The organism is Gordonia hydrophobica NBRC 16057, from assembly GCF_001592365.1.
In the GTDB taxonomy this organism is placed as follows: Bacteria; Actinomycetota; Actinomycetes; order Mycobacteriales; family Mycobacteriaceae; genus Gordonia; species Gordonia hydrophobica.
In genome coordinates, this window is the sequence record NZ_BCWU01000014.1 from 32,276 (window position 1) to 53,302 (window position 21,027).

Genomic DNA, 21,027 nt, shown 5'->3' on the forward strand with positions numbered 1-21,027 from the left:
AGGCTGATCCCGGTCGCCGTCACTCTCCGCTGCACAGCTTCTCGGTGGTCAGGTCGGCCGCGGGGATGTTCTCCTCGGTGAACCCGAATGGTCCGAGGATCCGCATGTACTCCGCCGGATCGGAGAGAATCTTCTTGACCTCTTCGTTGTAGGCGTCGCGCAGCGAGGTGTCGGCCTTCCGGAACACGGTCGCACCGGCCGGGTTCTGCTCCTTGCCGTCGATGACGGCGATGAACGGCTTCGTCACCTCCACGTTGAGGCCCGGGGTGTTGTCCTTGGCGTACTTCAGCGACACCGCGGTCAGGGCGAACACATCGGCCCGCCCGGAGTTGACGGCGTCGATGCCGGACTGCTGATCCTTGACGAGCATCAGGTTCGAGATGTTCAGCTCATCGGCATAATCGGCTTCGATGGCGCCGGTCATGGCAGCCATCTTGGCGCCGGAGGCCTTGACCGTGTCCATGTCCGACAGGTTCATCGGGTTGCCCGGCTTCACCATCAGTGCGGTGGTGTAGTTGATCTCCGGCACGCTGAACGCCGCCTGGCCGCAGCGTTCCGGAGTGATGGACATGCCTGCGCTCACCAGGTCGTAGCGCTTCGCATTGAGGCCGGGGATCAGGCCGCCCCAGTCGGTCTTGACACCCTCGAGATTGGGAACGCCCAGCCGCTTGAACACTTCGCGGTGGAGGGCGATGGTCCCGCCGGTGAGTTGGCCGTCCTTCTCGAACGAGTACGGGGCCTCGTTCGCATACGCGACGGTGACGGTGCCCTTCTCCCGGAGGGATTCGAGCGTCGTCGCCTCCTCATCGGTCTTCGTGCACGCGGTCAGTGCGGTCGCCGCGATGGCGACGGAGGCGAGCAGTGCTGCGCCCTTGCGCATCAGGTGTCGGTGATTGCGTCGATACTTCATGAGGTGCCTTCTCCCCGCTGAGCGTCGACCAATCCGCAGCGCAGTGATGGCTTCGCCAGGTGTCACACCGGTGCTCGGCGCCCAAGGTTTCGTATGTTCGATCTCTTGACTATCGGGTGCACTGACCGTAGCAAGACATCAACGACGAGATGGGCGATTTTCCGCAACCCGTCCCGACGGCGGCACGGGCGAGAAGGCTTAGGACAGCGGAAGATCGGCGGCGGCCGAGCGATCGAGGAACCACACGGTCCGCTCGGTGCCCTGGGCGCCGGCACACGGCCAGTCGTGCCGCGACGCTGCGGCCGCGGCAGCGGCGACGGCCTCGGCCTTCTCCGCGCCGGAGACCAGGAACCAGACCTCGCGCGAGGCGTTGATGACCGGGAAGGTGAGGGTGATCCGACGCGGCGGCGGCTTGGGAGAGTCGGTCACGGCGACGACGGTGAGATCGTCCTCCGCGGTGGCGTCGGTGTGCGGGAACAGAGAGTTCACGTGGCCTTCGCCGCCCATGCCGAGGAGGTGGACGTCGAACACCGTGTCGTGGCACACCAGTCGGCGGTAGTCGCGCATGGCGGCGTCGATGTCGTCGCCGAACGCGCCGTCGGAGGCGGGAATGGCGTGGACGCGCGCCGGATCCACCGCGACGTGATCGAGCAGTGCCTCGCGTGCCTGCAACTCGTTGCGTTCGGGATCGTCGGCCGGAACAAAGCGTTCATCGCCCCAGTAGATCTCGATGCGGGACCAGTCGACGGCACCGCTGTCGACGGCCAGCGCGCGCAGCAGAGCGATGCCGTTGCTGCCGCCGGTGAGCGCGACGGTGGCGAGTCCCCGCTCACGCTGGGCCGTCGCCACCGTTGCGGCGAACCGCGCCGCCGCAGTGCTCACCAATTCGCTCGCTGAGTCGAAGATCAGGCGTTCGGTCCGGTCGGTCACAGTCTCTCCTCGTGGATCGCGGTGGTCGTCGCGGCTCAGTGCCGCTCCTGGTGAGTCACGCCGGACAGGCCGTGCAAAGCGCTCTCGTACACCTCGTCGGCGTCGAGACTGCGCAGTTCCTCGGCGAGGCATTCGGCGGTGGTGCGCCGTGCCCAGTGCGAGCGGCCGTCGGGGTGACCGGTGCTGCGCAGCACCCCGCCCTCGGGGCCGACGCTCATCGACAGCTCGCCGTCGGACCGGACGAGGGTGACCGACATGTCGCCGTCGACCCGGGTCACCGGAACGTCGAGCGCGGACGCGAGCCAACCGGCGAACAGGTCGAGACCCGCCAGGTCGTGCGGTCCGGTGACCGACGCGCTGACGATGTCGGTGTGCGGCGGGCGGTCGAGCGCGGACACCAGCATCGCGCGCCACTGGGTGATCGCCGCCCAGGCGAGATCGGTGTCGCCGGGCGCGTACCCGACACGTCGAGCACTCAGCAGCGCTCCCGGATCGCCACTGCGCCGACTGTCGGTGATGCGCCGCGACGCCAACCGGCCGAGCGGCGCGTCGGACGGTCGGGCCGGAGCGCGACCCGGCCACCAGGTGACGACGGGGGTGTCGGGGAGCAGGAACGGGGTCACGACCGCGTGCGGATGGTCGGCGAGCCGGCCCGTGAGATGCAGCACGACCACCTCCGAGGCGCCCGCATCGCCGCCGACGCGCAGTTCGGCGTCGAGTCGGGAGTGTTCGGAACGGTCGTGGCGGACCACCATGATGACGCGGCACGGATGCTCGCGGCTGGCCTTGTTGGACGCCGCCACGGCGTCTTCGACGTGGTCGCCGTCGTCCAGGTCGATCACGAGCGAGAGGACGCGACCGAGCGTCACCGCGCCGCCGGTGCGACGCAGGGAGACGATCTTCTTGCTGATCTCCTCGGTCGTGGTGTCGGGCAGGTCGACGATCACGGGCGCCTCCACACTCGTCCGGTCCGGGCCATCATCTCGTCGGCGGACGGGGGACCCCAGGTGCCGGACTCGTACTCGTCCGGGGTGCCCGCAGCCGCCCACTCCTCGAGGACCGGATCGAGGATCTGCCAGCTGAGCTCCACTTCCTCGTCGACCGGAAACAACGACGGCTCGCCGAGCATGACGTCGAGCAGCAGCCGCTCGTACGCCTCGGGCGAGGACACGGTGAACGCGCCGCCGTACGAGAAGTCCATGTTGACGTCGCGGACCTCCATGCCGCTGCCCGGTACTTTGGAGCCGAAGCGCAGGGTGACGCCCTCGTCCGGCTGCACGCGGATGACCAGGGCGTTCTGTCCCAGCTCCTCGGTCATGGTGTCGTCGAACGGCAGGTGCGGAGCGCGTTTGAAGACCAGGGCGATCTCGGTGACGCGCCGCCCGAGGCGCTTACCGGTGCGCAGATAGAAGGGCACGCCCGCCCAGCGTCGCGTGTCGACCTCCAGGGCGATGGCCGCGAACGTCTCCGTCGTGGAGTCGGGGGAGAAGCCCTCCTCCTCTTTGAGCCCGACCACCGGTTCGGATCCCTGCCACCCGGCCGCGTACTGTCCCCGCGCCGAGTTCTCGGCGATCGGGGTGATGTTCCGCGTCGACGAGAGCACCTTGATCTTCTCGATCTGGAGGTGTCGGGGCGAGAACGAGACCGGTTCCTCCATGGCGACCAGCGCCAGCAGTTGAAGCAGGTGGTTCTGGATCACGTCGCGCGCGGCGCCGATGCCGTCGTAATACCCGGCACGACCGCCGAGCCCGATGTCCTCGGCCATGGTGATCTGCACGTGGTCCACGTAGTGCGCGCTCCACAGCGGATCGAACAACTGGTTGGCGAACCGGAGCGCCAGGATGTTCTGGACCGTCTCCTTGCCGAGATAGTGGTCGATCCGGAAGACCGACTCCTCGGGGAAGACGCTGCCGACGAGGCTGTTCAGCTCCTGCGCGCTCTCAAGATCGTGCCCGAAGGGCTTCTCGATGACGACGCGACGCCAACTGTCGCCGGTCGGATCGGCCATCCCCGTCCGGCGCAGCTGGGCGAGCACCGTGGGGAAGGCCTTCGGCGGAATCGACAGGTAGTACGCGTGGTTCCCGTCGGTGCCACGCTCGGCGTCGAGGTCGGTCAACGTGCGCTGCAACTGGGCGAACGCGTCATCGTCCTCGAAGGTGCCCGCGACGAAGCGGATGCCCTCGCTCAACCGATCCCAGACCTCCTGGCGGAAGCCGGTCCGGCAGCCCGCCTTCACGGCGTCGCGAACCACCTCGGCGAAGTCCTCGTGCGCCCAGTCGCGCCGGGCGAACCCGATCAACGCGAAGCTGGGCGGCAGGAGTCCGCGATTGGCGAGGTCGTAGATCGCGGGCATCAGCTTCCGGCGAGCGAGGTCGCCGGTGACGCCGAAGATCACCAGGGCCGACGGTCCGGCGATCCGCGGCATTCGCGTGTCGTGCGGATCGCGAAGCGGATTGGTCCACGTCGGCTTGTCCGCACGTGCCATGGCTGTCAGTCCGCCGCTAGCTCTGCGCCGCGTCGAGCTGCGTCTGTGTGGCGGCCAGCAGATCGCCCCACGCGTCCTCGAATTTGCTGACGCCTTCGGTCTCGAGCGTGACGAAGACGTCCGCGAGGTCGACGCCGACGGCGGTGAGCGCGTCGAATACCTCCTGCGATGCGGCCGCCTGACCGATGATCGACTCGGTGTTGACCCAGCCGTGGTCGGCGAACGCGTTCAACGTCTTGACCGGAATGGTGTTCACCGTGTTCGGCGCCACCAGCTCGCTGACGTACAGCGTGTCCGGGTACTCGGCGTTCTTGGTGCCGGTCGACGCCCAGAGCGCCCGCTGCGGCAGGGCGCCGTGCGCCTGCAGATCCGGGAACCGGGTCTCGGCCTCGAAGACCTCGCGGTAGGCGGCGTAGGCCAGCCGGGCGTTGGCCAGGCCGGCCTTGCCGCGCAGCTCGAGCGCCTCGGGCGTGCCGATCGCGGTCAGCCGGTTGTCGACCTCGGAGTCGACGCGGGAGACGAAGAACGAGGCGACCGACTCGATCTTCGCGGCGTCGTGACCGTTGCGCAGGGCCGTGTCGAGTCCGTCCAGGTATGCGTCCATCACTTCGCGGTACCGCTCGACCGAGAAGATCAGGGTGACGTTCACGCTGATGCCCTCGGCGATGACGCGGGCGATCGCCGGGATGCCCGCCTTGGTGGCCGGGATCTTGATGAACAGGTTCGGGCGGTCGACCAGATTCCAGAGCTCGATCGCCTGCGCGACCGTCTCGTCGGTCTTGTTCGCCAAACGCGGGTCCACCTCGATCGACACGCGACCGTCGTGACCGTCGGAGGCGGCGAACACCGGCGCCAGGACGTCGCACGCGTTGCGGACGTCGTCGGTGGTGATCGCGGTGAGCGCGGCGTCGACGTCGGCGCCCGCCTTGGCGAGCGAGCTGACCTGCTCGGCGTAACTGTCGGACTTGGAGATCGAGTTCTGGAAGATCGCGGGGTTGGTGGTGACGCCGACGACCGAATGGGTGTCGATCTGCTCCTGCAGTCCGCCCGTGGCGATCAGATCGCGGGAGAGGTCGTCGAGCCACACCGACACTCCGGCGGCCGATAGGTCTGCGAGATTCTGGTTCTGCGACATGAATGTTTCTCCTATCGGAATCGAGGTCAGCGACGCAGGGCGCGGTGGGCGGCTGCGGCGACGGCGGCGGCGGTGATGCCGAACTCCTCGTAGAGCTTCTGGTACGGGGCCGACGCTCCGAAGTGCTCGAGGGAGACGATCTCGCCGCCCGCGACCACGGCGTGCCACGGCATGGCGATGCCCGCTTCGACGGCCACGCGCGGAACTCCGGTCGGGAGCACCGATTCGCGGTAGTCGTCGTCCTGCTCGGCGAACCATTCGAGCGACGGCATCGACACCACCCGGGCGGCGACGCCCTCGGCGGCCAGCGACGCCGCGGCCTCGACGGCCAAGCTGACCTCCGAGCCGGTGCCGATGAGGACGACGTCGGCGGCGCCGCTGTCGTTCGTGCCGTCGGACAGCACGTAGCCGCCGCGGGCGACGCCCTCGTACGAGGTGCCCTCGAGGACGGGGACGTTCTGGCGGGTCAGGGCCAGCCCTACCGGACGGTTGCGACGCGTCAGCAGGTGCCGCCAGGCGTGGGCGGTCTCGTTGGCGTCGGCAGGCCGGACGACGTCGAGGTTCGGGATGGCGCGCAGTGCGGCCAAGTGCTCCACCGGCTGGTGGGTGGGGCCGTCTTCGCCGAGGCCGATCGAGTCGTGCGTCCACACGTAGATCGGGTCGATCTCCATCAGGGCCGCCAGGCGAACCGCGGGGCGCATGTAGTCGGCGAACTGAAGGAACGTGCCGCCGTAGGCGCGGGTCGGGCCGTGCAGCACGATGCCCGAGAGGATCGAGCCCATCGCGTGTTCGCGGATGCCGAAGTGCAGGGTGCGGCCGTACGGGTCGGCGTTCCAGGTTCCGGTGCTGATGGACGCGGGACCGAAGGACTGTGCACCGTCCATCGTGGTGTTGTTGGAGCCCGCGAGGTCGGCCGAGCCGCCCCACAGTTCGGGGAGCACCGGTGCCAGCGCGGAGAGCACCTTGCCGGACGCGGACCGGGTGGCGACCGCCTTGTCGCCCGCCTCCCAGGACGGCAGCGCGTCGGTCCATCCCTCGGGCAGCGCCTGGGCGGCGAGCCGGTCGAAGAGCTCCTTGCGCTGCGGGTTGCCGGCGGCCCACGCGTCGAACGACTGCTGCCATGCGGTGCGGTCGGCGGCGGCGCGCTCGGCCAGCGAACGGGTGTGCGCAATGACGTCGTCGGCGACGTCGAAGTTCTTGGCCGGATCGAAGCCGAGGAGCTCCTTGGTGGCGGCGACCTCGTCGGCGCCGAGCGCCGAACCGTGGGAGGCGCCGGTGTTCATCTTGGTGGGTGCGGGCCACGCGATGATGGTGCGCAGGCAGATGATCGACGGCTTGTCGGTGACCGCCTTCGCGGCCTCCACGGCCGCCTCGATCGCGACGATGTCTTCGCCGCCCTCGACGACCTGCACATGCCAGCCGTAGGCCTCGTAGCGCTTGGCGGTGTCCTCGGTGAGGGCGATCTGGGTGTCGTCCTCGATGGAGATGTGGTTCTGGTCGTAGAAGACGATCAGGTTGCCGAGCTCCTGGGTGCCCGCGAGCGAGCTGGCCTCGGAGGTGACGCCCTCCTCGATGTCGCCGTCGGAGGCGATCACGTACACGTGGTGGTCGAAGGGGCTCTCGCCGGCGGCGGCGTCCGGATCGAACAGTCCGCGCTCGCGACGAGCCGCCATCGCCATGCCGACTGCTGAGGCCAGGCCCTGGCCGAGCGGACCCGTGGTGATCTCGACGCCCTTGGTGTGGCGGAACTCGGGGTGGCCGGGGGTCAGCGATCCCCAGGTGCGGAGCGCTTCCAGGTCGCCGAGCTCCAGACCGAACCCGCCGAGGTACAGCTGGATGTACTGGGTGAGGCTCGAGTGTCCGCACGAGAGGACGAAGCGGTCTCGGCCGACCCACTGCGGATCGGTGGGGTCGTGTCGCATGACGCGCTGGTACAGCGTGTACGCGAGCGGCGCGAGGCTCATCGCGGTGCCGGGATGGCCGCTGCCACAGTGCTGAACCGCGTCGGCAGCCAGAATCCGGGCCGTGTCCACGGCCTTGGTGTCCAGATCGGTCCAGTCGGTGGGGTGAACCTGCTGGGTGAGCGCGCGGATCTCGTCGGTTATGGCCACGGTGGTGGGGTCTCCTGATGCCTTGTTCTGGTGCTCGTACGCATTAGCGAGTCCAGCCTAGCGGTCTGTGTCGGTCAGTGTGCGACCGGAGCGGCTTCGAGAAGAATGTGAGCGGGGCGACGTCGAGCGTGCTCGGAGAGGTGATCTGGCGAGCACCGATTCTGTTCTCGGTGACCCGGCGGTCTACCATCGTGTGTAGTAGGCCGTCGTTCTGCTTTCGGCGGCGAGTTCCCCGGCCTTATGTGAGGAGCATCTGTGAGTATTGAGGAAAGCGCGGCTACCGACGCCTCCTCGACCCCGATGTCCACCGATGATTCGGTCGGATCCGCCGGTAGGGGCGCACGGGTGTGGAACACGCTGCTCGCCTATATCGCGCTGACGAAGCCTCGTGTCATCGAACTGCTGCTGGTCTCGACCATTCCGGTCATGCTGCAGGCCGATCGCGGCCACGTGGACATCGCGCTCATCGTCGTCACGGTGATCGGTGGCTGGATGGGTGCGGCGAGCGCCAACAGCCTGAACATGGTCGCCGACGCCGACATCGATCAGAAGATGAAGCGCACGCAGAAGCGACCGCTGGCACGCCATGCGGTCCCGGTGCGCAACGCACTCGTCTTCGGCATCGTGCTCGCCTTCGCCTCGTTCGCCGTCCTGTACTTCGGCACCGGCAACAAGTGGCTCCCGCCGATCCTGGTCTGGGTCACCATCGGCTTCTACGCGGGCGTCTACACCCTGATCCTGAAGCGTCGCACCTGGCAGAACGTGATCTGGGGCGGCGCCGCGGGCTGCACCCCGGCGCTGGTCGGCTGGGCCGCCGTCACCGGCAGCCTGAGCTGGGAGCCGTTCGTGCTCTTCCTCGTCGTCTTCTTCTGGACGCCGCCGCACACCTGGGCCCTGGCGATGCGGTATCGCGAGGACTACCGCGCCGCGGGTGTGCCGATGTTCCCCGTCATCGCGGGCGACGAGCGGGTGACGACGCACATGCTGGTCTACACCTGGCTGACGGTACTGACGTCGTTCGCGCTGATCCCGGTCACGAGTTGGATCTACCTCGCCGTCTCGATCGGCGCGGGCGCCTGGTTCATCTACATGGTGACCAAGCTGTTCCTCGAGACCCGGCGCGGCGTCGAGGTGAAGCCGCTCAAGATCTTCCTGACCTCGAACGAATACCTTGCGCTGCTGTTCTGCGGACTCGCCGTGGACGCCGTGATCAACATGCCGACCATCGCGAGCCTGTTCTAGCGGCCGAGACCGCCCGTGGCTCGCGCCGCACTGTGAGGACGACTGCACGCCCGTGAAGCAGCCCGGTTACACCACCATCCGGACCGTCGTGGCGGCTGTCGTCGCCACCGTCGGCGTCGTGGTCGCGGTCATCGTCGACCACGCGGCGGTGTCGGCGCTGATCGCCGCGGCGACGGCGGTTGTCGCGATCGTGCTGATCCATCGGATCCGGACCGAGGCGGTCGCAGCCGCAGTCCGGGGCGCCCTAATCGTGACGGTGTCCATCCTGGTGGTGGGGATTCCGGCCGTCGTCCTCCTCGCCCCGTCCGGCGCCGAATCGGTCGCGGACGGTGCGCGCGTCGAGGTGGCCGACTCCACCGATCTGTCCGCCGCTCTCGAGCGCAGTCTGGACCGCGCGCAGGAGATCGCGCCCAACGGCGCCGAGTCGATTCTGCGGATCACGATCGACGGGGACAGCGAGTCACTGTACGTCCTGAACCAGCAGAACGGCCAGATGGTCTACTCGCACCGGTCCGGCGACAGCGGCTGGTACGAGCCCAGGACCATGTCGACGTCGCAGCGAACCGTGTTCAGCCGCGCCGACGTCCGCGGGCTGAATCTCAACGCCACCGCGGACCGCGTGGTGCAGACCTGGCGGACGATGGCTCTCGACGACGCGAGCGGGCAGCCGGAAGTCGAGGTGGCGCCGCGCTCGGGCGACGAGAAGCTGGTCGCGACGTTCTCGGGAGGCGCCTTCCCGATCGAGGCCGACGCGTCCGGCAACCTGGCCGACACCGTCGACGCCGCGTCGATCGACGGTTTCCTCGACGTCGCACGCCGAGTGATGACCGATGCCGGGTTGGACCCGAAGGCCAAAATGCTCCGCGAGGTCGCGTACAAGTCGTTGGACGACGGGGCCTCGTGGCACGGACGGGCGCGCCCCGGTTTCGACCTCTCGTTCGACGGCGGCCCGATCATGTCGATCGCCGTCGAGGTCGGGCAGTTTCCGGAGATCCGGAAGTCGACCACGGACCGCGAACCCGACGGATTCTCCTTGTCGGGTCTGACGGGCGCGACGATGGTGTCCGTGCGCGACGACCTCGCGCGGCGCGGATCCGTCCGCCACTACGACCGCGACGTGATCGGCGCCGCGATCGGCGTGGCGTCCGACGACAGCGGCCCCGGCCGAGTCCCGGTCACCATCCAGATGGTCCTCGGCCCGAGCTCGGTCGAAGTCGCGGGCGTGTACTCGACGCGCGGCCGCTTCCTGCGCGACGGCGTCCGGTAGGGTCTCTAGGCTTCGATCGCGCGCCGCAGCGTGGTCTCCAGTCGCTCGCGCGCCCGCTCGGGTCGGCGCACGACCCCGCGTTCGGCGAGCCGGTCGACGGTTCCGAGGACCTGTTGAAGGTAGGTGGCGCGCTCCGCGCTCTCGGCCGCGTCGGCGTGGTTGAGCAGTTTCAGCGCCCGCCTGCAGTCCCGGGCGTCGGCGGAGTCCAGGGCGTCGGTGCCCGTCGAGCGCGCGAACCGGTCCGCCCGCGCCCAGGCACTGCGCAGCTCAGTGACCGCCTCGAGGTAGCGCTCGGCGTGCGTCGTGCCCGGGAAGGTGTCCGTGCGCAGTTCACTCGCGGCCTCCATGCTGTCGTGGAAGGCGATGACCTCCGGGGCGGAGAGATCCCACAGCGCGGGATACTGCAGCAGCATGCGGGGATCCAACTCGAATGCACCGTAGGCGCCGAGCACCTGGTTGTGATGGTCGATCGCCCGCTGCCAGCGCTCGGTGATCGAGCGTGTCGGCGTCGGTGCCGGTGCCGGTGCAGCGACCGGGTCGGGTCGCGGTCGGGCCGGCGCAGCGACGACGAGCAACCCGCCGCCGAGGACCAGGGCGAGCGCGATCAGCAGTCCGACGGGACCGAACGGCCGCATCACGACCAGCAGAATGACGCCGACGATCGCGACGACGCCGCCCGTGCCTCTCGTCATCGCGCCACGACCTCCAACGCGGTGGAACCGGTGGTGGCGCGCGCTTCGAGGGCACGGTGCGCGTCGGCGGCGTGCGCGAGGCCGAACACCTGCCCGACCTGGACGGTGAGCGTTCCGTCGGCGATCGCGTCGAAGAACTCTCGGGCCCGCCACGCGAACTCCGCGGGGTCGGCGGTGAAGTGCGCGAGCGTCGGCCGGGTGACGGTCAGAGACCCCGCGGTGCTCAGACGTTGCAGGTCGAAGGGCGGAACGGGCCCGCTCGCACCGCCGAACAGCACCACCGTGCCGCGGATCGCGGTCGCCGCCAGCGACTGCTCGAACGTGGCCGCGCCCACACCGTCGTACACCACCGATGCGCCCCGGCCGTCGGTCAGCGCACGGACTCGGTCGGCGATGTCGTCCCCGTAGCGGAGCACGTCGCTCGCTCCGGCGGCCCGCGACAGCGCCTCCTTCTCGTCAGACGACACCGTGGTCACCACGCGGATGCCACGGGCGACGGCCCATTCGGTCAGGATCAGTCCCACGCCGCCTGCGCCCGCATGAAGCAGAACGGTGTCGCCCGGGGCCGGGTGCGCGCTTCCATCGAGCAGGTAGTGGGCGGTGAGTCCGCGGAGCAGGGACGACCCCGCGACGGCGTCGGTCACGGCGTCCGGAACACGCACGACGTGAGCGGCGCGGACGGTGGTGTACTCGGCATAGCTCTGGTCGCCGTTGCACCAGGCGACCCGATCGCCGACGGCGAGATCCGTCACGTCGGCGCCCAGTGCCACGATCTCGCCCGCGCCTTCGCTGCCCGGGATGTACGGCGGTGTCGACGGATAGCGGCCCTCTCGCAGATAGGTGTCGATGAAGTTGACGCCTGCGGTGTGGACGGCGATCAGGACTTCGTCCGACTCCGGTTGGGGGACGGGAACATCGACGAGGGTCAGAACTTCGGCTCCGCCGTGAGCGGACACTTGGATCGCACGCATGGGTCCATTTTGGCACGCCGGTATACTCGCCAGTCATGAGCGAAGACACTGCCGTTTCCACCGCGACAGCTTCCGCTGTCGCCGCCCCCTCCGACGTCGTCTCCGCCGTCCGGCGCTTCGTCGCCGACGAAGGCGGATCCGCCAAGGTCGTCATTGCGCCCATCGGCGCCGCAGGCGTCCGACTCACCCTCGTGGGAGACAACGGGATCCTCGGCGACCGGGTCGTCGACAGTGTGGCCGTGGCCCAGGCGGTCGTCGATTCCGTCGACGGGCTCGAGGTCGCCGAATGGGACCGGGAACTGACCTCGACGGCGAACGTCCGTCCGTCGCATTGGCGCACGATGGCCGGGTGGGTCGCCCATCAGAAGCGATTCCCGAAGGCGCGGAACAGCTCGATCGTCGACTGACGGCTCGTCGCCCGGTGGGCCGAGCAGGCCTACCGGGTGCGGGACGCGCTGAGCACCAGGTGCGTGGCGCCGATCATCAGGACGGCGGCGCCGAACATGTGCAGGATTACGAGCCCGGCGGGGACGTGGAGCACGTACTGCACGTACCCGATCAGTCCCTGCAGCAGGATCACTGCGCCGAAGATCAGCGTGGCGCGTCGCAGCGCTGACTGTGCGGCGACGACGAGGACCGTCAGCGCGATCGAGAGGCCGACCAGGACCCACACCGCATCGGCGTGCAACACGGCCAACTGGTCGAATCGGAGGCCGTTGCGCATCGCGATGTCGTCGCCCGAGTGCGGACCGGAACCGGTGACGATGGTGCCGACATAGATCGCGATCCACGTCGTCACGTAGATCAACCAGGTCAGCGTCAGCGTGACGCGACCGAACACCGGCGAGGGCGTCGCGGCCGCGGAGGCCTCCTCGCGCGGACGGACGTGGAAGGCCAACCAGGTGGCGACCGAGATGATCACCATCGTGGCCACGAAGTGCAGCGAGACCACCCACGGGTTCAGATTCGTGAGGACCGTGATGCCGCCGATCACGCCCTGCAGCGGGACACCGAGCGCCACGACCAACGCGAGCGTGCGTGCGAGTCTGTCGACCGGACGACGACGGATCGCCGCGACGAACGTCGCGACGGCGACGGCGACCAGCACCCACGTCAGCAGGCGATTGCCGAACTCGATCACGCTGTGGATGCCCATGGCGTTGCCGGGCACCGGGGCGATGTTGCCCGAGGTGCACTGAGGCCAAGTCGGGCAGCCGAGTCCAGAGCCGGTCACTCGTACGCCTCCGCCGGTAACGACCAGTAGTACGTTGGCGGCGACGTTGGCGACCGCCCAGCCGTACAGGAACTTCGCCGTTGGATTCTTGAACCCGAACCACGATGCGATCATTGGAAGCGGAACCACCTAACTGCCAGCGTGCCGCAGACGGCGGCCCAGGCGACGAGGACACAGAGACCGAAGACGTCCACCGAGGACTCGAGCGCCCGCGACAGCGACTCGGTGAGCGCCCCGGACGGCGACAGTCGGGCGATGGTGCGGACCGCGCCGGGGACGTGATCGTCGAACACGACCAGACTCGCCAGTCCGAGCAGGACGAACCACACCAGATTGCCCAACGCGAGCACCACTTCGGCCTTCAGCGTGCCGCCGAGCAGCAGCCCCGCACACGCGAACGCGACAGTGCCGAGGATGATCGCGACGACGCCGAGGCCCAGACCGCCGAGGTCGGGGCGCCAGCCGAAGGCGAGTCCGATGCCGCCGATGATCAGCGCCTGCATCACGACCACGATGAGCACGGCGAGCGACTTGCCCGCGATGATGCCCCAGCGCGGAATCGGGGTGGCGCCCAACCGTTTGAGGGCGCCGTAGCGGCGATCGAAGCCCACCGCGATGGCCTGACCGGTGAACGCCGTCGACATGATCGCGACCGCCAGCACGGCGGGAACGAACGTCGTGGCACGGTCCGCCGCCGTGTCGCCGACCTCGGTGGTGAGCGGCAGCAGGCTCAGGCCGATGAGCATGGTGATCGGGATGAACATGGTCAACAGCAATTGCTCGCCGTTGCGGAGCAGGAGCAGCAGTTCCAGCCTCGTCTGCGCGATCAGCATCTGCGACAGCGACGCCGGGCGCGGATTCGGTGTGAAGGTTCCGCGGGGGAACCGGTTCGAGGCGGACACGTCGGTGCTCACGCCCGCACCTCCCGTCCGGTGAGAGTGAGGAAGACGTCCTGCAGTGTGTTGGTCGCCACGTTCATCGACTCGGCGAGGATGCCCTGGTCGGCACAGTAGCGGGTGATCGTGGCCACGAGTTCGGGCGTGATGTCGCCGGTGACGAGGAGTTCACCCGCCGGGGACAGTCGGCAGCGGTAACCGTCGGGGAGTGCAGTCTCCAACGCGTCGGCGGCCAGACCGGCGGCCCGGATGCGGAGTTGCCCTTCCGCGTCTTGCCGGACGAGGTCGGCGGGCGCACCCGCGGCCACGGCGCGACCGTGGTCGATGATGACGATCTGGTCGGCGAGCTCTTCGGCCTCGTCGAGCAGATGGGTGGTCAGCAGGATCGAGACGCCGTCGGCACGCAGACGGGAGATCAACTCCCAGACCATGATTCGAGCGTGCGCGTCGAGTCCGGCGGTCGGCTCGTCGAGGAACACGAGTTCGGGACGCCCGACGAGCGCGCACGCGAGGGAGAGGCGCTGCTGCTGACCGCCGGACAGTCGACGGAAACCGGTGCCCGCGACCTCGGTGAGGCCGAGGGCCTCCATCAACCAGTCGGGATCGAGGGGATCGGCGCTGTATGCGGCGCACAGGCCGAGCATCTCTCCGGCCTTGGCGCCCGGATACGCGCCGCCGCCCTGCAGCATCACGCCGATCCGGGTGCGCAGCGTGTCGTTGTTCGCGATCGGGTCCAGGCCAAGGACCCGCACATCGCCTGCGTCGGGGCGGCCGAATCCTTCGCAGATCTCGACGGTGGTGGTCTTGCCCGCACCGTTCGGTCCCAGGAGCGCCAGCAGCTCACCCCGGGGCAAGGTCAGATCCAGCCCGTCGACGGCGGTCTTGTCGCCGAAGCGCTTGACGAGCCCGCGCACCAGAAGTGCGGCATCATCAGGATTCGACGTCGAATCCGGCCCGACGCGGGGCGAAAGAGCATCTTGCACGCCCACCACCCTAGGCCAGAGGCCCAGGTCACCCGGGTGTGGGCCTGGCCTGCGACGGTGTCGGACGGCCCGGTTGCCCGCGTGGGGAAACAGGCGTCTTACTGCGTCTTCTGCGTCCGCTTGCGTCGCAGTCGACGCCGCAGCGGGGTGTCGAGAAAGAAGACGGCCGCGGTGATTGCGACCATGATCACACCGGTGGCGAGTCCCTGCGCCACCACGAGGGGGCTGGTGTCGGAGCTGGTGGGCATCACGACGACGGCGATGATGCTGGAGATAGCGACGGTGCCGACGCGGAACCACCGGGTGGTGGCCCAGGCGGCGAGGGGAATGACGGCCCACAGCAGGTACCACGCCTGCACGAAGGGGAAGAACACCACGACCGTCGCCATGGCGATACCGAGGCCGCCGAGCGGGTGGATGCGGCCGGCGAGGCACGCGAGGAGCCAGCGGACCACGAGGGCTGCGGCGAGTAGTTGGGCGATCGGCCGGGCGATGTCGAGGATGGCCTGCGTCTGTTCGCCCAGGCCGAGCCAGAGTCCGATGCGCCCGGACACCACCGACAGCAGGGTCGGCATGGACATCCAGGAACGGACGATGCCGCCGGTGCTCAGGGTGTGGACCCAGCCGAACCCGAGCCCCGTTGCGAAGCCGGTGACGGCGATGACGGCGCCGGACATGATTCCCAACAGTCCGGCGCTCGCCGTCAGCGCGGCGAGCGACCGCCGCGACCGCGACCACCATTCCCGGACCGGGGCATGGCGCAAGGCGGGCAGAGTGGCGCCCCAGCGGCGCGCCAGAGCGATGCCGACGAACCCGAGCGCGAGCAGCGAGGCGACCTTGATCATCGACGACCCGGCGATCACCACGGCGCCGGCGAGCAGGATCGCGCCGTCGCGGGAGGGAAGATACGGCTTGTCGATCCGTCGCAATCGGCCGGGACTGTCAACGCCGCGCAGGCACCATTCGAGACCGACGAGCATCATGCCGAGCATCAGCGACTCGTTGTGGATGCCGCCGACGAGGTGCAGGATCAGGAGCGGGTTCAGTGCGCCGAGCCACAGCGCGGCGACGGCGGACACGCCGCAGCGTCGAGCCAGGCGGGGGAGCGCCCAGACGATCATCAGCACGCCGCAGATGGCGACGACGCGATGCAGCAGCACCCCGGCGGTGATGTTGTCCCCGGTGATGGCGGTGATGTGCTCGCCGATCCAGAGGAAGAGCGGACCGTACGGGGCGGGCGTGTCCTTCCACAGATTCGGCACCGACAGGGTCAGCGGATGGTCGACGCCGAGGCCGCGCATCGGACTGTAGGTATAGGGGTCCAGCCCCTTGTAGGCGATCGCGCTCTGCGCGAGGTACGAGTAGACGTCCTTGCTGATCAGTGGAGGCGCGATGATCAGCGGAGCCACCCACATGAGCAGCGTGCGATCCGCCTGTCCGCGCGTCATCCGCCGGGCGGGACTGCGGCCCTCCGCGACCTCCACTCGGAACCGCCCGATCGCGTAGCGGCCCAGCATCACCCAGGCGACGGTGAGCATGATCGCGCCGCCGATGGAGACGGTCAGCGCCGTGGAGTACATGCGCGACGGCAAGGAGAGGATGCGAGTTCCCACGATCGGGTTCTGCAGGACCGGGAGCATGCCGGTGCCGAGCGAACCGATGAGGATCAGCATCGATCCGGTGGTGCCGAACAGCCGGATCCGCCGCATGCGCAGGGTCTCGAGGCGATTGAGCGGGCCGGTCTCGTGCTCGTCGTCGTGCATGCGTGCGACGCTGGTGCCGTAGTCGCCGGTGCGGTCGACATCACGCTGGGCCGCAGGCTTGGCCAGGCCTATGTAGTCGACGGTCCGTCGCACGAGGGGGAGTTCAGGCACACCGACGACTGTAACGGGTGTGGTTGCGCGTTCCGGTCAGACACGGCACGAGGATGATTTAGGCAACCCTTGCTAGCCCGGGGGAAGTATTTAAGTAACAATATTGTTGTGAAAAGCATGAGCGGTGACGATCAGCTGCTGTCACAGCAGCCTGCAGACGGGACGGGCCCCGACGGCGCGACCCGTGCTGCTGTCGTTTCGCTGCTCGTCGACGAGGGCCCGATGACGGCCAGTGACATCGCCGACCACCTCGGAATCTCACCGGCGGGGGTCCGTCGACACCTGGACATCCTGTCGGGCGACGGCGACATCGAAGTCGCACCCGCCGGCTTCTCGAAGAGCGGGAAGGCCACCCGCGGCCGCCCCGCGAAGTGGTTTCAACTGACGCCGACGGGTCGCGGGAAGCTGCGACACGCCTACGACGATCTCGCCGGTGCGGTGCTTCGGAAACTGCGCGACGTCGCCGGGCAGCACGCCGTCGACGATTTCGCTCACGAGCGGATCGCCGACCTCACCACCGACGTGACCCCGGTCGCCGAGTCCGGCTCGGTCATCGCGACCGTCGAACAGATCACCGATGCTCTCACCGCAGGCGGATACGCAGCCAACACCCGCGAGGTGGGTGCAGGCATTCAGATCTGCCAACATCACTGTCCGGTCGCCCACGTGGCGGCCGAGTTCCCGGAGCTCTGTGAGGCCGAGACAGCCAGATTCACCGAGCTCCTCGGTACGCACGTGCAGCGGTTGGCGACCATCGCCAACGGCGACTGCGTGTGTACGACGCACGTGCCCGTGCACGTCATGACTGACGGAGGCCGCCAGCCCGCGACCACCGACACCCCCGATGGAAAGGTTCCCCGATGACGGTCACCGATCCCGCCGCCACCCAGCTGACGCAGGAAGAGACCATTGCTTCCTTCGACCGCTACGGCTACGGCTGGTCCGACAGCGATGAGGCAGGAGCGTCCGCGACCCGCGGGCTCTCCGAGGCCGTCGTCCGCGACATCTCCTCGAAGAAGAACGAGCCCGAATGGATGCTCGAGTCGCGGCTGAAGGCGCTGCGGATCTTCGATCGCAAGCCCATGCCGAGTTGGGGCGGCGACCTCGACGGCATCGACTTCGACAACATCAAGTACTTCGTGCGCTCCACGGAGAAGCAGGCCGAGTCGTGGGAGGACCTGCCGGAGGACATCCGCAACACCTACGACCGACTGGGCATCCCGGAGGCCGAGAAGCAGCGCCTGGTCGCGGGAGTCGCGGCACAGTACGAGTCAGAGGTCGTCTACCACCAGATCCGCGAGGACCTGGAGGAGAAGGGCGTCATCTTCCTCGACACCGACAGTGGTCTGCGCGAGCACCCGGAACTCTTCGAGGAGTACTTCGGCAGCGTGATCCCGGCCGGTGACAACAAGTTCTCCGCGCTGAACACCGCGGTCTGGTCCGGTGGGTCGTTCATCTACGTGCCGAAGGGCGTGCACGTCGACATCCCGCTGCAGGCGTACTTCCGTATCAACACCGAGAACATGGGTCAGTTCGAACGCACGCTGATCATCGTCGACGAGGACGCCTACGTCCACTACGTCGAGGGCTGCACCGCCCCGATCTACAAGTCCGACTCGTTGCACTCGGCCGTCGTCGAGATCATCGTCAAGAAGGGCGGTCGCTGCCGCTACACGACCATCCAGAACTGGTCGAACAACGTCTACAACCTGGTGACCAAGCGCGCCAAGGCCGAAGAGGGCGCGACCATGGAGTGGGTCGACGGCAATATCGGATCCAAGGTCACCATGAAGTACCCGGCGGTGTGGCTGACCGGCGAGCACGCCAAGGGCGAGGTCCTGTCGGTGGCGTTCGCGGGCGAGGGCCAGCACCAGGACACCGGATCCAAGATGGTCCATCTGGCGCCGAACACCTCCAGCAACATCGTCAGCAAGTCGGTGGCGCGCGGCGGCGGCCGGTCGTCGTACCGCGGCCTGATCAAGATCAATCCGGGCGCCCACGGCAGTCGCTCCACTGTGCAGTGCGACGCCCTGCTGGTGGACCAGATCAGCCGCAGCGACACCTACCCGTACGTCGACATCCGCGAGGACGACGTCACGATGGGCCATGAGGCCACGGTCTCGAAGGTCAGCGATGATCAGCTCTTCTATCTGATGAGTCGCGGCATGACCGAGGAAGAGGCCATGGCCATGGTGGTTCGCGGCTTCGTCGAGCCGATCGCCAAGGAACTGCCGATGGAGTACGCGCTCGAGCTGAATCGGCTGATCGAACTGCAGATGGAAGGAGCGGTCGGCTGATGGCGGACTCTGCTTCCACCGCCGCACCCGCGGTGGTGGTCAACAAGGGTGAGCTCTTCACCTCCTACGACGTCGAGGCGTTCGAAGTCCCGTCGCAGCGGGAGGAGGCCTGGCGCTTCACACCGTTCCGTCGGCTGCACGGACTGCACGATGGCACCGCGACGCCGACCGGGACCACCACCGTCGAGTCGACCGGGGCCACCGACGGCGTGACCGTGGAGACCGTCGGCCGCGACGATGCTCGGTTGGGCAAGGCAGGCGTTCCGTTCGACCGCGTCTCGGCGCAGGCGTACTCGTCGTTCGAGACCGCGACCATCGTGACGATCGCCAACGAGGCGCAGGTCGCCGACCCGGTCTTCCTGACCGTCAACGGTCCGGGCGTCGATCAGACCGCCTACTCGCACATCCAGGTGCACGCCGGGGCCTTCTCGAAGTCCGTCGTGGTGATCGATCAGCGCGGCAGCGGCGTCATCGGCGAGAACGTGGAGATCATCGCCGACGACAGCGCTCACCTGACCGTGGTGAACGTTCACGAATGGGAGGACGACGCGACGCATGTTGCGACGCATCACCTCTCGCTCGGTCGCGACGCGGCGCTCAAGCACTTCGCCGTCAGCCTCGGCGGACACACCGTCCGGATCTCGCCGCACGTGCAGTACACCGCGCCCGGCGGCGACGCCGAGCTGTGGGGACTGTACTTCGCGGACGGTGGGCAGCACCTCGAGCAGCGACTGCTGGTCGATCACGCACAGCCGAACTGCCGCTCGCATGTGGTGTACAAGGGTGCGCTCCAGGGCGACGCGTCCGGCGACAAGCGGAAGGAAGCACACACCGTCTGGATCGGTGACGTGCTGATCCGACCGGCGGCCGAGGGCACGGACACCTACGAGCTCAACCGCAACCTGGTTCTGACCGACAATGCCCGCGCCGATTCGGTGCCGAACCTGGAGATCGAGACCGGCGAGATCATCGGGGCCGGCCACGCCAGCGCCACCGGCCGGTTCGACGACGAGCAGTTGTTCTACCTGCAGGCGCGCGGCATTCCCGAGGACGTCGCGCGGCGTCTCGTCGTCCGCGGATTCTTCGGCGAGGTCCTCGCCAAGATCTCCGTGCCTGAACTGCGCGAACGACTCGAGGCGGCCATCGAAGCCGAGCTCGAATCCGCAGGCGCCTGATCCGCACCGTCGCTGTCGACCACACACAGACTTTAAGGAACCACCACAGATGACCACCTTGGAAATCCGCGACCTGCACGTCGACGTCGCCCAGAGCGACCCCGACGCCGAGCCGATCCACATCCTCAAGGGTGTGGACCTGACCGTGAAGTCGGGCGAGACGCACGCGATCATGGGCCCCAACGGCTCAGGAAAGTCGACGCTCTCGTATGCCATCGCCGGTCACCCGAAATACCAGGTCACCTCGGGCACCATCACCCTCGACGGTGAGGACGTGCTGACCATGTCGGTCGACGAGCGCGCCCGCGCCGGCCTCTTCCTGGCCATGCAGTACCCGGTCGAGGTCCCCGGGGTCTCGATGTCGAACTTCCTCCGCAGTGCCGCCACCGCGGTCCGTGGCGAGGCGCCGAAGCTGCGCCACTGGGTCAAGGAGACCAAGGCCGCCATGGCGGATCTGGACATCGACCCGGCGTTCGGCGACCGCAGCGTCAACGAGGGCTTCTCCGGCGGTGAGAAGAAGCGGCACGAGATCCTGCAGCTGAGCCTGCTGAAGCCGAAGGTCGCCATTCTCGACGAGACCGACTCGGGCCTCGACGTGGATGCGCTACGCATCGTCTCCGAGGGCGTCAATCGCTACAAGGAGGCCGAGACCGGCGGCATTCTGCTGATCACGCACTACACGCGGATCCTGCGCTACATCAAGCCCGACTTCGTGCACGTCTTCGTCGACGGTCGCGTCGTTGAGTCGGCGGGCCCCGAGCTCGCGGACGAGTTGGAAGAGAACGGCTACGAGCGCTTCACGGCAGCAGCGGCCAAGTAATCGTC

Annotated in this window: 19 protein-coding genes; 7 read left to right on the top strand and 12 right to left on the bottom strand. The window is 68.2% G+C overall.

The window, feature by feature from the left end:
* Positions 1 to 19: 19 nt before the first annotated feature.
* The 6 genes from ehuB to tkt all read right to left on the bottom strand — a co-directional run bounded on the left by ehuB (position 20) and on the right by tkt (position 7,571).
* A complete protein-coding gene (gene ehuB / locus GH2_RS18895) occupies positions 20 to 910 on the bottom strand; it encodes an ectoine/hydroxyectoine ABC transporter substrate-binding protein EhuB (protein WP_066171809.1) in 891 nt (296 codons plus the stop codon).
* A 198-nt stretch (positions 911 to 1,108) separates the two neighbouring features.
* Positions 1,109 to 1,840: a 6-phosphogluconolactonase gene (gene pgl / locus GH2_RS18900; RefSeq protein ID WP_066171811.1), complete on the bottom strand. Its 732-nt coding sequence runs from the start codon at positions 1,838 to 1,840 to the stop codon at positions 1,109 to 1,111.
* A gap of 35 nt (positions 1,841 to 1,875) precedes the next feature.
* Positions 1,876 to 2,787: a glucose-6-phosphate dehydrogenase assembly protein OpcA gene (locus GH2_RS18905; RefSeq protein WP_174545366.1), complete on the bottom strand. Its 912-nt coding sequence runs from the start codon at positions 2,785 to 2,787 to the stop codon at positions 1,876 to 1,878.
* Complete coding sequence (gene zwf, locus GH2_RS18910; protein ID WP_066171815.1) at positions 2,784 to 4,325, bottom strand: glucose-6-phosphate dehydrogenase; 1,542 nt, start codon at positions 4,323 to 4,325, stop codon at positions 2,784 to 2,786. The genes GH2_RS18905 and zwf overlap by 4 nt, the downstream gene beginning before the upstream one ends.
* Before the next feature lie 16 nt (positions 4,326 to 4,341).
* Positions 4,342 to 5,460 carry a transaldolase gene (gene tal / locus GH2_RS18915; RefSeq protein ID WP_066171817.1) on the bottom strand — a complete coding sequence of 373 codons (1,119 nt, stop codon included), beginning with the start codon at positions 5,458 to 5,460 and terminating at the stop codon, positions 4,342 to 4,344.
* 26 nt (positions 5,461 to 5,486) lie between these two features.
* A complete protein-coding gene (gene tkt, locus GH2_RS18920; protein WP_066171819.1) occupies positions 5,487 to 7,571 on the bottom strand; it encodes a transketolase in 2,085 nt (694 codons plus the stop codon).
* Positions 7,572 to 7,871: 300 nt separating this feature from the next.
* Here tkt and GH2_RS18925 point away from each other — a divergent pair, with 300 nt between their 5' ends.
* Positions 7,872 to 8,813, top strand: a complete 942-nt coding sequence (locus GH2_RS18925) for a heme o synthase (protein ID WP_066171820.1) — start codon at positions 7,872 to 7,874, stop codon at positions 8,811 to 8,813.
* A 52-nt stretch (positions 8,814 to 8,865) separates the two neighbouring features.
* A complete protein-coding gene (locus tag GH2_RS18930; RefSeq protein WP_066171822.1) occupies positions 8,866 to 10,080 on the top strand; it encodes a hypothetical protein in 1,215 nt (404 codons plus the stop codon).
* A gap of 5 nt (positions 10,081 to 10,085) precedes the next feature.
* On the opposite strand, the gene GH2_RS18935 is transcribed toward GH2_RS18930, so the two are convergent.
* The gene (locus GH2_RS18935) at positions 10,086 to 10,772 is read right to left on the bottom strand and encodes a hypothetical protein (RefSeq protein ID WP_066171823.1); all 687 of its coding nucleotides are present in this window, start codon (positions 10,770 to 10,772) and stop codon (positions 10,086 to 10,088) included.
* Positions 10,769 to 11,743, bottom strand: coding sequence for a quinone oxidoreductase family protein (locus tag GH2_RS18940; protein WP_066171825.1), 975 nt, complete (start codon positions 11,741 to 11,743; stop codon positions 10,769 to 10,771). Before GH2_RS18940 ends, GH2_RS18935 begins: the two co-directional genes overlap by 4 nt.
* A gap of 35 nt (positions 11,744 to 11,778) precedes the next feature.
* On the opposite strand from GH2_RS18940, the gene GH2_RS18945 reads away from it, so the two are divergent.
* A complete protein-coding gene (locus GH2_RS18945) occupies positions 11,779 to 12,150 on the top strand; it encodes a hypothetical protein (protein ID WP_066171827.1) in 372 nt (123 codons plus the stop codon).
* A gap of 29 nt (positions 12,151 to 12,179) precedes the next feature.
* Here GH2_RS18945 and GH2_RS18950 read toward each other — a convergent pair whose 3' ends face one another.
* The 4 genes from GH2_RS18950 to mptB form a co-directional block, all read right to left on the bottom strand.
* Complete coding sequence (locus GH2_RS18950; protein WP_066171830.1) at positions 12,180 to 13,091, bottom strand: COX15/CtaA family protein; 912 nt, start codon at positions 13,089 to 13,091, stop codon at positions 12,180 to 12,182.
* Positions 13,088 to 13,891 (bottom strand): ABC transporter permease, encoded by an 804-nt coding sequence (locus GH2_RS18955; protein ID WP_066171832.1) that lies wholly within the window; start codon positions 13,889 to 13,891, stop codon positions 13,088 to 13,090. The genes GH2_RS18950 and GH2_RS18955 overlap by 4 nt, the downstream gene beginning before the upstream one ends.
* Positions 13,888 to 14,856 carry an ABC transporter ATP-binding protein gene (locus GH2_RS18960; RefSeq protein WP_066171923.1) on the bottom strand — a complete coding sequence of 323 codons (969 nt, stop codon included), beginning with the start codon at positions 14,854 to 14,856 and terminating at the stop codon, positions 13,888 to 13,890. Before GH2_RS18960 ends, GH2_RS18955 begins: the two co-directional genes overlap by 4 nt.
* A 98-nt stretch (positions 14,857 to 14,954) precedes the next feature.
* Positions 14,955 to 16,730 (bottom strand): polyprenol phosphomannose-dependent alpha 1,6 mannosyltransferase MptB, encoded by a 1,776-nt coding sequence (gene mptB / locus GH2_RS18965; protein WP_066171834.1) that lies wholly within the window; start codon positions 16,728 to 16,730, stop codon positions 14,955 to 14,957.
* A 117-nt stretch (positions 16,731 to 16,847) separates the two neighbouring features.
* Here mptB and GH2_RS18970 point away from each other — a divergent pair, with 117 nt between their 5' ends.
* The 4 genes from GH2_RS18970 to sufC are packed head-to-tail and all read left to right on the top strand — an operon-like array spanning position 16,848 to position 21,022.
* Positions 16,848 to 17,594, top strand: a complete 747-nt coding sequence (locus tag GH2_RS18970; protein ID WP_066171836.1) for a helix-turn-helix transcriptional regulator — start codon at positions 16,848 to 16,850, stop codon at positions 17,592 to 17,594.
* Complete coding sequence (sufB, locus tag GH2_RS18975; protein ID WP_066171838.1) at positions 17,591 to 19,027, top strand: Fe-S cluster assembly protein SufB; 1,437 nt, start codon at positions 17,591 to 17,593, stop codon at positions 19,025 to 19,027. Before GH2_RS18970 ends, sufB begins: the two co-directional genes overlap by 4 nt.
* Positions 19,027 to 20,202, top strand: coding sequence for a Fe-S cluster assembly protein SufD (gene sufD, locus GH2_RS18980; RefSeq protein WP_066171840.1), 1,176 nt, complete (start codon positions 19,027 to 19,029; stop codon positions 20,200 to 20,202). The genes sufB and sufD overlap by 1 nt, the downstream gene beginning before the upstream one ends.
* Positions 20,203 to 20,251: 49 nt before the next feature.
* A complete protein-coding gene (gene sufC, locus GH2_RS18985; protein ID WP_066171841.1) occupies positions 20,252 to 21,022 on the top strand; it encodes a Fe-S cluster assembly ATPase SufC in 771 nt (256 codons plus the stop codon).
* The last annotated feature ends 5 nt before the right edge of the window (positions 21,023 to 21,027 follow it).